This window comes from Furfurilactobacillus sp. W61-4, from assembly GCF_057545565.1.
Genome location: NZ_BAAJNZ010000001.1, coordinates 567510 through 581588, shown reverse-complemented (window position 1 = coordinate 581588; position 14079 = coordinate 567510). Strand labels below are relative to the sequence as shown.

Below are 14079 nucleotides of genomic sequence, written 5' to 3'. Positions count from 1 at the left end.
GTGTGCGATTGACTAATTTTGGCTTGCGCCGCGGGTGATGCTTTATTTGGCAATCTGCTGGTGCTTTTTTTGCCATCGTTTAAAACGAGGTATAGATAGTACGACTAACAATGAAACAAATGATAGGCCGAGGCCTAACCATAACCCAGGTGTTTGATACCGGAACCTAATTTTGTGGTGACCAGGTGTTAATTTGATTGCCATGAATTCATCAGCAACCGTAAATGGTCGGCTTGCATGACCGTCGACCGTCACGTGCCAACCAGGTTGGGCGGGAATCGTAGTCATAAGAATTGGTTGTTGAGCGGTTGCGGTTACGGTACCAGACACATGAGTCGTTCCCCAACTGGTCACGGTCAGTGGATGCTGTTGTAGTTTGCTAATGCCGGCCGCAAATGCATGTTGGGGCAGGTGATAGAGCGTGACGTTTTGCAGCCATAGCGCTGGTTTCTTCAAGTGAAATGTGATCGTTTGCGGCTGGTCTTTTTGCTGATCGGCCAGATTAACTAAAACTGTATTGCGAAATGTATCAAATTGCGTTAGTGGACGATCATTTAGCGTAATTTGCACATTTTCTTTTTGTAGGTTGGCGCCTAAAGACAGGTAATACGCATCATCAGTGGGCGGTGTGAACGTCAAGGTCATGTCCGCTGGTCGTTTAAGATTACGCTTGGTTAAAGTGCTTCCGGTGATATTGGTGAGTGAATTGGTATTGTGAAATGAAACCCGATCAAAATTGACGGCCTGAAAAAGTTGTGACGAGGACTGCTGGCCTAAGAGTGCATTCCACAATTGATTTTGGTTGGTCATTGGATCGCGCATGATGTTTTTTAAATTTTGGGTGGTTGGCGCTGCCATAAATCCGATCCCTAACGCCATTGGATTGCGATACGTCGTTGTTTGAGGGAGCTGCGTGATGGCGGTATACCGATGTAAATCAGGCTTCATGGTTAATGCTGGTAAATCCGCGGCAACGGATTTATGACCAGGCAATGGTGTCTCATTAACGCTCCAGAAGTATTTAAAATTAAGCAGGGCATCCATGAACTGTGTTCCATTGGCATAAGTCACGAAGCCATCACCGTCTGGATTACCGGTGAGATCATAAAAGCCGATCGTTTTGCGTTCCAAGGTGGACCCAAAGTGAGCGCCACCAGCGTAATTACCCTGCAGTGGATCATCTTTGGTTCGTTGGAAGGTGCTCCCGATTCGATAAAAACCAGCATCGCTTTTTTTAGTTGCCTGACTGGCGGTGTCGAGCGTATCGGTGTAGACGGCAAACTGGCGCTGGGGCACATAACTAATCTTATTGAGGGATAAGACGGCATTAGTGCCTAAATCGGCAATCGTCAAGATGAGGATGAAAGGGGGCAGCCAAGGATAATGTCCAGGCCAGGGTGCGAAACAAATTAACGCAATCGACATGATGATAAAGCCAGTTAGTAATTGGCCAATTGTTAAAAAGTTGACTTGATGGCGGTTAAAGTAACAGTAAGTGGTCACGCCGATGAGTAGTAGCAACGTGACGATGATTGTTCGCCATTTTAAAGGTGTTTGCTTGGGCCAGGCGATGGCGCTCAGCCATACGAGCCAAAAACAAACCACAAATGAAAAGCGATATGGATACCAAATGGGAAATTGACCGGCGTGCCACAATAGATTTAAGGGGGTGTAACAGACAGACAACCCCAAAATAGCTGTCGTCAGGCCGCCAGCCAACTTAACCGGCCATTTGACCGATGATTCAAGGAAAAAAGCGACAACTAAGATAATCACGACAGCCCCCACAAACAGGTTGGGCTGACCTTTAGGCATTTGAGCAAAGTTAAAGCTACCTGGAAAAAATTTGCCTAACATTTTTGGTGGAAAATAGTCAAATTTCCACTTAATTGGCGCCAGTGTATAGCTTGTTTTGCTGAGTTGTAAGGCCAAATACGTCGGAATTAAAATGAAACTGGCTAAGCCAACAGCGAGTAGAGAACTGCCTAAATATCTAAGCGTTGCTTGACCGACTTGGCGAAGATTTAAGTGGTGCCAGACGAGACTGAATGCCCAGTAAAGTAGCGTAAACAAGCTGATCATGTAGGCCATATAATAGTTGATGATGAAAATGGCGGCTAACCAGCCAATGTAGGGCCAGCAACGCTGGTTAACAACGAGTCGTTCTAGACCAAAAACGACTAACGGGAGTAAAATCAACGCATCGAGCCACATCAAATTTAACTGGTTGGCGACGGTCCATCCGCACATTGAGTAGGCAGTCGCCAAGGTTGGCAATCGCCAGCCGTGCTGAAGGTTTAGGCGATCAAGAACCCAAGCTAAGCTGAGACCAGCGCTGCCATACTTTAGAACGGTGATCAATAAGACGCCACTGCTGAGTCCACCTTTATAAAAGGGTAATAAGCATAGATTAAACGGACTCATTAAGTAATAGGCCCACAGGCTAGTCGTTTCGCCACCCAAGGCTTTGCCAAAACTATAAAAAAAGTTACCTGGTTGGTGTAACAAGGTATTGCGGAAGAACGCAAAAAAGTCGATATATTGCTGCCCCATATCAACGGTTAGCAAAGAGCTGCTGCCAAATGGCGCCATTCCTCGACTAGCAAAGTAGCCCGTCATGAACAAAGCAGGAATGAAGAAGCTGAGGTAGAGCGGCCAGTGATCTTTCAAATTTAAGTGAACTCGCAAAGGGGTCAATCCTTTCTCGCGTTTGAAAAAAGCATAAAGTTTAGCGTCGCCGCTTTAGCTTTCGCGTAACATCATTTACAATGATAGACGATTGCTTTAAGACGACAAAGTCATTTAGCTGGAATTACAACACAATTTAAAATTTTTAGACGACAACTGGTGTCAAGATAAGGTAGGTTGAAGCTTCTGTGTTTAATAAGTTTATTCAACGACGACGAGCAAATAGTCATCAAGATGATCAAACCATTCGGATTCCCACACGCTTAAATTTGCTATTGGTGATTGTCTTTTTGTTACTACTGGCGCTGGCTGGTCAAATGGCATATCTACAATTAAAGAACGGTGCGGCCTTTAAAGCAGAGGTCAATCGAACCGATAATACGATTGAGACCAACAATGTTCAACGAGGGATGATCTATGATTCCACGGGTCAGGTGTTGGTTGGCAATGAGGCCCATCAAGCGATTAGTTATACCAAGGGTGTAAACGTTACCGCGGCGGACATGTATCGCGTCGCCAATAAATTGGGTCGTTATTTAACGATTGATACGAGTTCACTGACTGATCGTCAAGCGGCAATTTATTATTTAGCTGACCCTGTTCATCAACAGACGGTGGCCAAAAAAATTCCCAAGGCCAACGCGTTGAGTGCCAACGCATTAGCCGAGGCCAGTGAGGACTATGTGGTTAAGCATTTTGACAATTTGTCTGATGGTCAGAAGAACGCCGCGGCTATCTTTACTAAAATGAATGGTGCATATGCACTGTCGACGACTTATATTAAGGAACGTGATGTTTCAACCACTGAGATTTCACAAATTGGGGAACATCTTTCGGAGATGCCAGGTGTTAAGACATCGACGAGTTGGTCGCGATCTTATCCGGCAGGCAATTCAGTCAAGAGTTTTGTTGGCACAGTTACCAGCGAGAAGCAAGGACTGCCAGCTGATGAAGTTAACATTTTGCTGTCCCAAGGCTATTCACGCAATGATTCGGTCGGTTCCAGTTATATTGAAAAAGCTTACGAACCTGTGTTGAAGGGGACTAAGTCAAGAACTTCCGTTGAGGTTAGCAGCGGTAACAAGATTACCAAGCAGGTCCAAGAGTATGCCGGTAAAAAAGGCGCCAATTTAGTTCTAACGGTGAATTCTAAATTTCAAGACGCAGTTCAGGCGGAGATTGACAAACAATTGCCCGGCGGTACCTGTCAAGGAGCTTATGCCGTCGTAATGAATCCTAAGACTGGCGCCATTTTAGCCATGGCCGGCGATTCTCGGAATCCAAATACTGGAAAAGTAACGACGGATGCTTTAGGTGCCATTAACCAACCGATTGTTATGGGATCTGTAGTGAAGCCAGCTATCATTACTGGTGGCTTTGAAGCAGGCGTAATTACGCCTAGCAATAACACGTTGGTCGATCAACCAATTGTGTTAACTGGAACATCGAAAATTACCACGGATTGGAATCAAAATCAAGAAATCCCAATGAATGCTGCAACGGCCTTAGAAACTTCATCGAACTCATATGCCGTGCAGATTGGTATGAAGATGGCTGGCTTCAAATATACACCTGGTGAATCCGTCAATAACGTGCCAACTTCAATGTTTCAAACGCTTCGCAATAACTTCAGCCAATACGGGCTAGGTGTGAAAACCGGCATTGATTTGCCAGGGGAATCTGCGGGCCTGAAGGGTCTTTCTGGTCGTAAGCAAATTGGTTCCGCACTGGTAGAAGCCTTTGGTAACTATGATGCTTACACGACCTTACAGCTGGCCCAGTATGTTTCTACACTGGCCAATGGAGGCTATCGGATGCGGCCATATTTAGTTGATCAAATTCGAGAAACCAATAAAAAAGGTGGCCTAGGGGCAGTTGAATATCAGGCTGAACCACAAGCTTTGAATTATGTCGATGCGAGCCCAGAGGCCAAAGCGATCGTTAAGCAAGGAATGTATCAAGTGGTTAATGGGACGTCTGCTCACCGGACGGGGGCCGACGTGTTGCAAAAAGTGAAACCAGGGATCGTCGCTAAGACTGGGACCGCTGAAACGTTTGTTAATGGACAGCAAACGGTCACTTCCAGTATCATCACCTATGCGCCGACATCGGATCCGCAAGTCGCAATCGCGGTGGCAGTGCCGGGATTGCCAGAAACAACATCTTCGTACCTCGTTAACCAGAATATTGCGGCAGCAATTTACAATCTGTACTGGAAAGATGTTCAAAGTGACAATGGATTTAAATAGCGGTCCGCGTAAAGACACAAAAAATACTAGTCATTTGTGGCAAAAAATGCTAAACTTGTTCGAGTTGAGGCGTCTTCGCCAATTTTCAAGTAGAGTGGAGGGTTAAAGATGCGCGTACACATTACCTTAGAATGCACCGAATGTGGTCGACAAACTTACTTGTCATCAAAGAATCGGCGCAACAATCCAGACCGGATTGAGTTAAACAAGTACTGCCCTCACGATCGCAAAGTTACTTTGCACCGTGAAACTAAGTAATGACTGATTAGTGTCTGGGAAATTTCTCGGACACTTTTTTGTTTGATTTAAACCCTGCTGGACAATCCGTGGAGGTCATAAGTGATGCCAACAAAAGCAGCAGTAAGAAAGGCTGTTATTCAACGTCTGACAGCGCTATCACCAGCCGACAAAGACAATCAGGCGCAACAATTAATCAGCGCGCTAGTGAGCCATCCTTGGTGGCAAGCCGCGAGAACGATTGGTTTGACGATGAGCACCTCGATTGAATTAGATACGCGGCCACTCATCGCGCAAGCACTAGCGGCTGGCAAGACCGTCACTGTGCCAAAAACGTTGCCTAAACGACAGATGGCCTTTGTTGCGTTAGGACCGGGAGTGACGTTTGAACCTTCCGCTTTTGGTGTTGCTGAGCCAATTGGTGGGCAAGAAATTGCCGCTGCCGATCACGATCTCATTATTGTGCCAGGCCTTGGATTTGCTGATGATGGCAGTCGATTGGGTTTTGGCGCCGGTTATTACGACCGTTATTTAGCCCATTATGCGGGTCACACGATCAGTCTGGCACTGGCAGCGCAGCGTTTTCACCAAGTGGCCTGGCCACAAGCGCCCTTTGATATCAAAATTGAAGAAATCATTTCTATTCAGGAGGATTACCATGACTAACTGGCGCAAGTTTGTAAATGGGGCTCCAGTCACGGCCGGATTAGTGACGGTTAATGTTGTGGTCTTTGTCTTGATGGTGGCAGTCTACCATATTCAAGGCGTGTCGCTATTCAGTACTTTTTCGGGCCAAAGTTTGCTAGCGGCTGGTGCTCGATATACACCAGCGATCCAAGCTGGTCAGTGGTGGCGGTTGTTTACCCCGATGTTTATTCATATGAGTGTGATGCATTTAGGCATGAATATGGTCGTTCTTTATTTTTTGGGTCAACAGATTGAAACGCTGTTTGGTCATTGGCGGCTACTGATTATCTATTTAGTGAGCGGTATGACGGGGAATATTTGGAGTGCCATTTTTCTGCCAACCACGCTGTCAGCAGGCGCCAGTACCTCGATTTTTGGCCTGTTCGGTGCGTTTATTATGCTGGGGATAATCTTTCGCGGCAACCCTTATATTCGGGCCATGAGCCGACAATTTATCTTATTAGTGGTTTTAAATTTAGTGATGGATATTTTTAGTGCAGGTATCGATATCTGGGGTCACATTGGTGGTTTGGTTGGCGGATTTGCGATTGCATTGGTAATTGGGGTGCCAACGGCTCGTGGTCAGATTAAATGGATCTGGCGTGGGCTGGGTGGACTAGCATTGTTAGCTATCTGTGCGATCGGATTGCCATTATTATAAATAGTCATTGAGGTGGATGATGAAAGCAAATTTATATCGTGATGATCCAGATGCGCTTCGGACGCTATATGATGTTCAGCAACTCCTAAAAGTTTTCGGAATTTATGTTTACGTGGGTAAGCGGTTGTGGGACATTGAAATGATGGCGCTAGAGTTAGATCATTTATATGAAATGAACGCGATTGACAAACCTACGTGGTTAAAAGCCAAGGTCGTGCTGAATCATGAGCATCGCATCGAAGAGAAAAAGCAGGCGCAAGGCTAGGCACCGCTTGCGTAAATGTGTACAATGTTATTATTGATTAAAAGCGAGTTAATTGGATTGAGCGACATCGAGTTGGAGGGGTATTCGTGTTAGTTGGAGCATCAGTTGCAGAAATTATTTTAGACATCATTGGGATTGCTGTGATCGTTGGTTGGATCGGATGGCGGATTTATATTATTATTCGGCGTCGTCAGGTCTCGACACTTTTGGATCAAGAAGCCTTTCAGGCAGGAATGCGTAAGGCGCAAATCGTCGATGTTCGCGAAAAGAAAGATTTCGATGCTGGCCATATTTTGGGTGCCCGCAATATTCCTTACTCGATGTTTGGTCAACGATACAAAGAAATCCGTGAAGATTTACCGGTGTACCTTTACGACGAAAGCAAAACATTGAGCACTCGGGCCGCGTTGCGGTTAGCACGTCACGGCTATTCAAAGCTATTTATTCTTAGCGATGGTTACGGTCGGTGGGACGGTAAAATTAAAACTAGCAAGCATTGATTGAAAGCAAAGCCGGTGAGTAACCACAAAAAAGACGCTGATTTCCTGCCTAATAAGCAGACCATCAGCGTCTTTTTGTTAGAATTAATGAGCGTGGTTAGACTAGCTAAGATGGGCTGAGCGAGATTTACGCATTGCCCGTCGACGATTATCATCAAAACGTTGTTCCTCTTCTTCAATTGGAGAAACAACGGTTTTGTGAAATGAGAAAATGGCCGCAGCCACCGCCCCAATTGTTGCTAGTGTACCCCATAAGAAGCCTTTGCCAAATGATTTCATGGTGAACCTCCTTTTTAGGCGCTGTTTTACAGCAGCCCGCCTTTTTGTTTACAATCATATTATCGTCGTTTTAAAGACAATCGTCCAGTTAAACGGATAAGTGTGGAGGGAAATCATGACTTTGATTTTTGCGCATCGTGGTGTAACCGATCAAGCACCGGCTAATACGTTAACTGCATTTGCGGATGCGTTATCTTTAGGGATTGATGGCATTGAAACTGATGTGCAGCAAACCCAAGATGGCCAGTTAGTCATTTTCCATGATGCTCGATTGGAATACCAGACGAATGGATATGGTCCGGTTAGTGCGCACACATTAGCTTATTTGCAATCGCTGGTTATTCGTGATCATACTCGGCGCGGGAAGATGATGACGGTCGATGAACTGTTAACCTTTCTTCAGCAACAAGATTTTCGTGGCTTGCTTAATTTGGAGCTCAAAACGCGCCAAAAAATCATGCCGCAACTAGAAGCACGTTTGGCGGCAAAGCTCCTATCTGGCTCCTGGCCGTTTACGGTGGTGATTTCCAGCTTCTCATCAAAACGACTGCAACGATTTCATAAACTAGCACCACAAATTGATACAGCATTATTATTTCGATTCACGTCTTGGCAGGCCCGATGGTTGTCCAGACGGGGAATTATTACTGCTTGGCACTCGAAAACTTGGTGGTGGCAGCGGCATCAGCAGCCCACAAAGGCGTCGGTGCGTGTTTGGACAGTTAATGATCGTTCGACGCTGACAGCATGTTTTGAACAGCAAGTTAATGGCGTGATTACCGATCGGGTGCGTTTGGCTAAGCAGCTGCGGCAACAGCAGACCGATCATTAAAATTGGTTTTTTAGAGGAGATAGCATGAACAAACCCAAAGTACTACTCATTGTGGGGCCCACGGCGGTTGGCAAAACGCAACTTTCAATCGAACTAGCTAAGCAATTTAACGGTGAAATCATTTCTGGGGACTCGATGCAAGTCTATCGTCACCTTGATATTGGGACAGCTAAAGTAACGCCAGTCGAGCAAGAACATGTTCCACACTATTTAATCGATATTCGTGAAGTAAGCGAAGGATTCACCGTGGCGCAGTTTGTAGATGAGGCGACAAACTTGATTAGTCAGATTACCGCACGTGGAAAATTGCCAATCATTGTTGGTGGTACCGGATTTTATCTCCAAGCGTTGCTGGATGGCCTACAATTAGGCAGTCCCGCTGATGAACAGCGCCGACAATTTTGGCAAACCATGCTGGCAAACCACGATCAACGGTGGCTCTGGCAACAATTGGCACAGCGTGATCTGAAAGCCGCCGATCAAATTCCGGTTGGTAATTCTCGTCGAGTAATCCGGGCGTTAGAGGTTTTCGAACACACAGGACACTCCATTTTAGATCAAACGCGCCGCTCACCACAGTTTGATGCGTTGATCGTTGGATTAACAACAGATCGGGCGGTTTTGTATAAGCGGATTAATCAACGAGTTGACGAGATGATGACAGCCGGACTGACCGAAGAAGCTCATTGGTTATATGAACGGCGACAGGTGGCGCCGCAGGCCAGTCGTGGAATTGGCTACAAAGAATTATTTGCGTACTTCGAAGACCAAGAATCATTGAGTGAAGCAGTTGCGGCCATCAAGCAGCATTCTCGCCACTATGCGAAACGACAGTTAACCTGGTTTCGCCATCAACTACCAGTTGAGTGGTTTGATCTTGTCAGCGGGGCAGATACCGTCGCTGAAATTGAACAACGGGTCGCCGATTGGCAGCCTAAGTCGGACAACGGCTAAATTAAATTGGCGTTCATGTCAGAACTTATGACATGAACGCTTGTTTTATTCGGGGAAACGTGGGAAGATGCTCTTGTACAAGTTCGTTAATGGCGTTGTGCTTTGAATTGAGGAGGTGCCTATGGCTGAAAAGCAATTACGTCGGTCACTGGCGGTGCTGCCAATGAGCACGGTAATGACACTAACCGGGCTGACTGCTCGGCAAATCCGTTACTATGAGACGCAAGCTTTGGTTCATCCAGTGCGCAACGAAGGTAACCGGCGCCGCTATTCATTACAAGATGTGGACCGATTATTGGAAGTGAAAGATGGTTTAGCAAGTGGCATGGATTTTGCCACGTTGCGTCGGCTCTTTAGCCAGTCCGCGCGGATTCAAAAGCAAGCAACGGCTTCGCTTAGTGATCAACAAGCCCGCCAGTATTTAGAACCAGAGATGCAACAATTAGCGGGGATGAAACCACCAGAACCAGGATTATGGCGTCATCTCTAGTCTGTTTAAGTTCACTAGTAGGAAAGGAAATCGATTATGCCAAGGAAAAATTATACCAAGGATGATATTCGTAACATGGTCAAGTCAGAGCACGTCGAATTTTTACGGTTGATGTTTACTGATTTGCTCGGCTCAATTAAAAATGTGGAAGTCCCAGTCAGTCAACTGGAAAAACTATTGGATCACAAGCTCATGTTCGATGGCTCGTCAATTGATGGGTTTGTTCGAATTGAAGAAAGCGATATGTACTTGATTCCTGATTTGGCGACCTGGATGGTTTTCCCTTGGGGCAGTGAACATGGTAAGGTTGCGCGGTTAATCTGTGAAGTTTATACATCTGATGGAGAACCCTTTGCTGGTGATCCACGGAATAACTTAATTCGGGTGATGGACGAAATGCGAGCGGCCGGATTTACCACGTTTAATATTGGGCCAGAACCAGAATTTTTCTTATTTAAGATGGACGAAAATGGCGAGCCAACGTTGAAATTGAATGATAAGGGGAGTTACTTCGATCTCGCGCCAATGGATTTGGGCGAAAATTGTCGCCGGGATATTGTACTAGAAATGGAGAAGATGGGTTTTGAAGTTGAAGCCGCTCACCATGAAGTTGCTCCTGGTCAGCATGAAATTGATTTCAAATATGCCGACGCCTTAGAGGCCGCCGACAATATTCAGACGTTCAAGCTGGTGGTTAAAACCATTGCTAGAAAATACGGCCTATTTGCGACGTTCATGCCTAAACCGCTGGAAGGCATTAACGGTTCAGGGATGCACATGAATATGTCGTTATCAACCGCTGAGGGCAATGCTTTTTATGATCCAGATGGGGAATTACAACTAAGCCAAACAGCTTACTATTTCCTCGGTGGTTTGTTGGCCCACGCGCGGGCCTTTACCGCAATTGTTAATCCAATCGTGAATTCATATAAACGCTTGGTACCCGGTTTTGAAGCGCCTGTCTACGTGGCTTGGTCTGGTTCCAATCGTTCGCCACTTGTGCGGGTGCCTAGTGCCCGAGGCAATTCAACCCGTCTGGAATTGCGACAGGTTGATCCGGCGGCTAATCCTTATCTGGCTATCGCAGCGATGCTAGAAGCTGGTTTAGATGGGATTCGTCATGAGATCACACCAAATGACTCGGTTGATCGAAACATTTATTCTATGAATGAAGCAGAGCGTGAGGATAACCACATCAGTAATTTACCAGACAATTTGCATAATGCGACGAAAGCGTTGCAAGCTGATCCAACGATGCGTGCTGCGCTAGGTGATCACTTATATCAGAGCTTTGTTGAGGCTAAGAAGCTCGAATGGGCGTCTTATCGTCAGTCAGTTACCAAGTGGGAACGTGATCAGTATTTGGAACAGTATTAAGCCTCATTTTCAATATTAATAATGCACCGATCTAAGCTGTCTACCATTGGATGTCAATTATGGTGGGCAGTTTTATGATTAATCAGAAATTTGTGAAACCTAGCGAATGGTTAAAAATTGCGTTGATTTGGCGGGTGATGATTGTCGCTGTGGTTGCATTAGTGTACGATGAGACAGTAAGAACACTTTGAAGTTAGGGGTAAGACGGCATGGATAATCCACAATCAAATGAAGAACAGGCACGGCAGGTGCAGCCAGCATTATCCGGTAAGTTAAGTCAAAAGTCGCATTATTTACAGGACTTGACGGACGCCATTGATGCTTTTGATGATCGACGTGTCTATGAGTTAGTTGACCCGCAACGTTACGCGACACTGATTCGGGGTAATGATCAGGCCGAAGTTAATCCATTGGCAAGTCTGGTTACTGATCTGCATCCGGACTTAAGTCATTATCTTAGTCATGACTTATTAGCTTATTTAAAACAAACCTATCCTTTCTTTTACTTTGAAGAAAGTGATCAAGGACACTTTGAAATTTACTTTGGTAACTGGTGGGATCGCCGCCAATTTGGTGAACTCGATGTCTTAAACGTTCAATTTGTTTTTGATCAGGTAGAATATGAAAAGTTAACGCAATCCTTTGCACTAGAAGCTGAAAATAAGAATTACAATTCCGATCGTATCAAGGATATTGCTCATCAAAGTCAGGAATTGCAAGCGTTGATGGATCAGCAAGAGCAACGTGATCTAGAAAAAGAAAAATTGCGTGCGCAACTAAAAGAAGTCGGTGAGAACCGCGGTATTTTTGCTGGTGGTCGGGCTAAGTCGGAACGGCAGGAGTTATTAGATCGTTTAACGGTTTTAGCGGATGAGGATGACCGCGCTAATAATGCTTATAAGGGCATGAAAGCTAATGAAGATGAGTCGTTGGTACTGGCTAAGGAAGATACAATCCTTAGTTATGAAAAACAGGCGATTCGTAAAGTGTTCGGTGATTTCGCCACGTTTGAAGATCGTAATGCCAATCTTTATGTGGACTATTTAAGCCATTTAATTGGACGGCACATTGAGTCTGATCAACAACACGAGGAGCTCCGGGCTTCAAAACAAAATAGCGGGGTGAAACACAATGGCAAGTGAGACGCAAAAAGAACAATTAGCGGCCGATGATAGTGCAACATCAGCAGAATCGATAAGTGAACAAGCGAAAGCATCACAGGCGACTGAATCAGATAGCCAAGCAAAAGATCAATCAGCGACTCACAAACCCAAACCGGCCACGTTATCGCCTAGTCAACGATTCCGAATTTACAATAACAATTTAAAAGCTGGTTTAAAAAATGGATTGGCCTTTACAGATCGCTTAGATCAATTGACAGAAACTAGCGATACTGATGAATTATTAGCGTCTGCAACAGCATTGTTCACTTTTCATCTGGATACAGCCTTCGTGACCTTTCCACATCAGTATTCCGCGGCCGATTATTATTTACTGTTTATGGGGCGTCTACTGGAGCTGCATCGTCAAGCTGGGATAACCTTAAGCAGCGCGGCAGAACATGAAGAACTGAGCTTAACGGTGGATGCGTTGGGCGATCAGCATGCCTTCAAATTTGTGTTAGTCGGTGGTCAGAATGGCGGCGCATTCTTTACCGACAAGCACTCCGGCTTACACTTGTTTTACATGAATCTTGAGCGACAACAGGTTCGCTTTAATAGTAAGGCTTTCACGGATTTATTCGCGATTGAATTGGCTGATCAGCCTGTGGAACAACGGATGACTGCCATCAAAACATTGATCTTATTTGCGAAGGATCTGGAGCAGGATTATGATTTCTCCGCTGATTATAACTTGTTAGAGACTGACAATCAGGCTCGTTATCTAACGAAGCATGCTGATTTGCCTGCTGGTACGGTGGATAAACTCTTTGTCGCATCGGCGGATAGTCATTATATGCTACAAAATGCTCCAAGTGGCCAAGGCGCGATGATTGAATTGGCAGATGGAACGGTCTTTGGCATTGCCAATGCTGGGGATGATAACGCTCCTAAATGGGTGATCACAGTCACAGATAAAAATGATGCGATATCTCTAATGGCAATTCTGCTCAACTATGATTTTATTCGGCAGTGGTATCTCGCTAATCGTGATGATCTAGAAATTCAATCAGATCCGTTGATTTTTGCTTAAGGAGGTAATCGTCAATGTTAGATTTGGCTTTGCTACTGCGTGAGTCAATTGAGTTCGATCAGCAAGTCTCCCAAGCGAAACAATTACATTGGAGCCGTGATGCTAGTTTACAAAATGCTTATGTCGCACTATTGGTTGAATTGGCCGAAATTGCGAATACCAGCGAATGGTTTAAAGTTTGGAAGGAGCACCGGGGCAAGCATAATTCAGGGCAAAGTGAACGGACAACGCTGCTAGAAGAATATGTCGACGCACTGGATTTCTTCTTACTAATTTTCCATAAGCAACAGTGGACGCATTTAACCGTTTTGACATCAGCAGAGCTAGACAAGTTGGCGATTGGCCCGAAACTGGATTTAGATCAAGTTTATCTGGGCATCAATAGTATGGTGCTTAGCAGTTTAAAAGAACATCGTCAAGGCGATTTTGGGCATGCTTGGCATCTGTTTTTAACCATGGGCTTACGCGGTTTTGGGTTTAGCCAAGCCGAAATCCAGACTGCCTACCAAGACAAACGAGCCGTTAATTTACAACGCCAAGCTGATAATTATTAAGTTGGCTAGTGATTCTGAGAAAAAGGTCAAAAAATAGGTCGCCTTCCGTGATTTAGGAAGGTGGCCTATTTGATTTATCTAATTCCGTTAGGTCATTGTGGATGCCTAATCCG

15 protein-coding genes are annotated in these 14079 nt (G+C 45.3%); 13 read left to right on the top strand and 2 right to left on the bottom strand.

What is annotated here, in order from left to right:
* Nucleotides 1-42: 42 nt before the first annotated feature.
* Entirely contained in the window at nucleotides 43-2688 is a 2646-nt protein-coding gene (locus tag AC27FN_RS02885; RefSeq protein WP_487166515.1) for a YfhO family protein, read from the bottom strand.
* A gap of 188 nt (nucleotides 2689-2876) precedes the next feature.
* On the opposite strand from AC27FN_RS02885, the gene AC27FN_RS02880 reads away from it, so the two are divergent.
* From AC27FN_RS02880 to AC27FN_RS02855, 6 genes are all read left to right on the top strand, one after another.
* On the top strand, nucleotides 2877-4937 hold the full coding sequence (locus AC27FN_RS02880; protein ID WP_487166514.1) for a peptidoglycan D,D-transpeptidase FtsI family protein: 2061 nt from the start codon (nucleotides 2877-2879) through the stop codon (nucleotides 4935-4937).
* A gap of 108 nt (nucleotides 4938-5045) precedes the next feature.
* Nucleotides 5046-5195, top strand: a complete 150-nt coding sequence (rpmG, locus tag AC27FN_RS02875; protein ID WP_081495844.1) for a 50S ribosomal protein L33 — start codon at nucleotides 5046-5048, stop codon at nucleotides 5193-5195.
* Nucleotides 5196-5279: 84 nt separating this feature from the next.
* Nucleotides 5280-5840, top strand: a complete 561-nt coding sequence (locus AC27FN_RS02870; RefSeq protein WP_487166513.1) for a 5-formyltetrahydrofolate cyclo-ligase — start codon at nucleotides 5280-5282, stop codon at nucleotides 5838-5840.
* Nucleotides 5833-6522, top strand: coding sequence for a rhomboid family intramembrane serine protease (locus tag AC27FN_RS02865; protein ID WP_487166512.1), 690 nt, complete (start codon nucleotides 5833-5835; stop codon nucleotides 6520-6522). Before AC27FN_RS02870 ends, AC27FN_RS02865 begins: the two co-directional genes overlap by 8 nt.
* A gap of 19 nt (nucleotides 6523-6541) precedes the next feature.
* A complete protein-coding gene (locus AC27FN_RS02860; RefSeq protein ID WP_487166511.1) occupies nucleotides 6542-6787 on the top strand; it encodes a YqgQ family protein in 246 nt (81 codons plus the stop codon).
* A 113-nt stretch (nucleotides 6788-6900) separates the two neighbouring features.
* Nucleotides 6901-7287 carry a rhodanese-like domain-containing protein gene (locus AC27FN_RS02855; protein ID WP_487166587.1) on the top strand — a complete coding sequence of 129 codons (387 nt, stop codon included), beginning with the start codon at nucleotides 6901-6903 and terminating at the stop codon, nucleotides 7285-7287.
* A gap of 102 nt (nucleotides 7288-7389) precedes the next feature.
* Here the strand turns inward: AC27FN_RS02855 and AC27FN_RS02850 are convergent, their stop codons facing one another.
* Nucleotides 7390-7566: a DUF3042 family protein gene (locus AC27FN_RS02850; RefSeq protein ID WP_487166510.1), complete on the bottom strand. Its 177-nt coding sequence runs from the start codon at nucleotides 7564-7566 to the stop codon at nucleotides 7390-7392.
* Between the two features lie 115 nt (nucleotides 7567-7681).
* Between AC27FN_RS02850 and AC27FN_RS02845 the strand changes: the two genes are divergently transcribed.
* From AC27FN_RS02845 to AC27FN_RS02815, 7 genes are all read left to right on the top strand, one after another.
* A complete protein-coding gene (locus AC27FN_RS02845) occupies nucleotides 7682-8398 on the top strand; it encodes a glycerophosphodiester phosphodiesterase (RefSeq protein ID WP_487166509.1) in 717 nt (238 codons plus the stop codon).
* A gap of 24 nt (nucleotides 8399-8422) precedes the next feature.
* Nucleotides 8423-9352, top strand: a complete 930-nt coding sequence (gene miaA / locus AC27FN_RS02840; RefSeq protein WP_487166508.1) for a tRNA (adenosine(37)-N6)-dimethylallyltransferase MiaA — start codon at nucleotides 8423-8425, stop codon at nucleotides 9350-9352.
* A gap of 121 nt (nucleotides 9353-9473) precedes the next feature.
* On the top strand, nucleotides 9474-9842 hold the full coding sequence (locus AC27FN_RS02835; protein WP_487166507.1) for a MerR family transcriptional regulator: 369 nt from the start codon (nucleotides 9474-9476) through the stop codon (nucleotides 9840-9842).
* Between the two features lie 36 nt (nucleotides 9843-9878).
* Complete coding sequence (gene glnA, locus AC27FN_RS02830; protein WP_487166506.1) at nucleotides 9879-11219, top strand: type I glutamate--ammonia ligase; 1341 nt, start codon at nucleotides 9879-9881, stop codon at nucleotides 11217-11219.
* A 209-nt stretch (nucleotides 11220-11428) separates the two neighbouring features.
* Entirely contained in the window at nucleotides 11429-12361 is a 933-nt protein-coding gene (locus AC27FN_RS02825) for an exonuclease SbcC (RefSeq protein WP_487166505.1), read from the top strand.
* Complete coding sequence (locus AC27FN_RS02820; RefSeq protein WP_487166504.1) at nucleotides 12351-13412, top strand: hypothetical protein; 1062 nt, start codon at nucleotides 12351-12353, stop codon at nucleotides 13410-13412. Before AC27FN_RS02825 ends, AC27FN_RS02820 begins: the two co-directional genes overlap by 11 nt.
* 14 nt (nucleotides 13413-13426) lie before the next feature.
* Nucleotides 13427-13966 (top strand): dUTP diphosphatase, encoded by a 540-nt coding sequence (locus AC27FN_RS02815; protein ID WP_487166503.1) that lies wholly within the window; start codon nucleotides 13427-13429, stop codon nucleotides 13964-13966.
* Nucleotides 13967-14079 lie beyond the last annotated feature (113 nt).